Here is a 1,612-nt window from a genome sequence, read left to right on the forward strand (position 1 = left end):
GCCGTTCGTTGAGTCTTCACACACCAACGTAACCGACCCCACTTGCTTTTTGGTCAAAAAGGTTCCGGACTACTGTTTTTGCAAAATGCTCTAAAAGCGGGCAAAAGTAAAGACCCCCGCGTGTGGCAGGGGTTTTTACTAGGAAAGTCGGCTTGGGTAAGGGTGCTTCTAGAGGGGCGCTATCTGGCAGAGCGCGAGTGGAAAGTCGGTTTAAGCTCTGTCAAAGTTGGGCTTCAGCAGGCGCGCTTAGAAAACGATCTTGGTCGAGACCTTGAACGCCTGGGCAGTGGATTTGGCGTTGGTGTTCAGGTTGGTGTAATCGAAGACGCCGTAAGCAGCCTTCAAACCCCAGCCTTCCCACTGTCCGTACACGCCATTGAGCTTGACGTTGGTGTTGCCCTGCGCGGCGCTCCAGGGAGCGATACCGGCGCTCTGGGGGCCACGGTAGAGGCGGTCAGCGGTAGCCGAGAAGGCATTGTTGCCCACGCCGACGCCGTCGCCATAACCGCCGTCACCCAGGTTCTTGCCCTCGTAGTACGAGTAGCCGACGCTCAGCTTGTTGCTGGGGAACAGGAACTCGTTAAGGGTCACGCCCACGTTGGCGAAGGTTTCGGTCGTCGCGTCGCCCTGCTGATCAAACTTGGTGCTGCGGGCCGAAACGCCACCGAACAGGCTGGGCTTGGTCACGATGTCGAGAGGATCGGTGCTGATCTGCACGCCACCCTTGACCGTGGTGTAGGAATTGATTTCATTGGTCAGGCCTTCATAACCCACGACGCTGGTGTATTTATCCTGTGGAATGACCTGTCCGGCCACTGGGTTACGGAAGGAGTGGAAGCGGCCAAAAGGCGTCACGTTGACAGGACCAAACTTGCCGGTGTAGCTGGCCCACACACGGAAGTCGTCGTACTTGTATTCCTGTACGTTGGCGTTATCGTCGTAGAAGCGTGCGTAGATCGCGTTGATGGCCAGGTTCTTGACCAGCGCGTCGGCAGCTTTACCGTCGTGGGCCAGCGAAACGCCGAAATTGCTGCTGTTCTTGAGCAGCGGATCGGTGAAGTCGAGCTGATCGTAGCCGTTTTCCGCCGTGTCATTCCCAAACAGTTCCGAAATCCGGTTGCCGTCTAGCGCCGCATTGTTGTAGAAACCGGTCAGGCTCAGGCCGCGCATGGCGGTGCTGCCGATATTGACGCCCCAGGCGGTCTGGCGGCGAGCCCCTAGGCCGTAGGACGGGCCATAGTTGTCCTTCGCAGCCTTGAAGCTGTTGACGTAAGCGCCGAGCTTGACCGGCCCGAAGCCGTAGCTAGCCTCTGCGCCGTAGCCATTTTCGTTCGGGCCGAAGGGGGCGCTGCTTTGGTACCCGTTAGTACCACCGTAGAAGCCAGCATCATTGCTGGACATGCCCGCGTAACCGTCTTCAAAGGCCGGGTCAATGTAGCGGTAGTTGGCATCGACCTTCAGGCCCATGTAATCCACGCCGAATTGCACGTAACCAGCCTTATCTGCATTGTCGAGGTTGCTGTTAGGCACGAGTAGGGTCTGGTAGCTGGCCACGTAAGCGCCCTTCAGGGTAGCGGGGCCGAACTTGAGGTCGGCGTCGATGCTCGCGGCG

The 1,612-nt window shown here is 58.3% G+C and carries 1 pseudogene; it reads right to left on the reverse strand.

Going from position 1 to position 1,612, the window contains the following annotated elements:
* Positions 1–246: 246 nt before the first annotated feature.
* A pseudogene (locus QZ269_RS13045) lies at positions 247–1,612 on the reverse strand (hypothetical protein); the annotation flags it as partial.

The organism is Deinococcus sp. (assembly GCF_018260405.1).
Lineage (GTDB): Bacteria > Deinococcota > Deinococci > Deinococcales > Deinococcaceae > Deinococcus.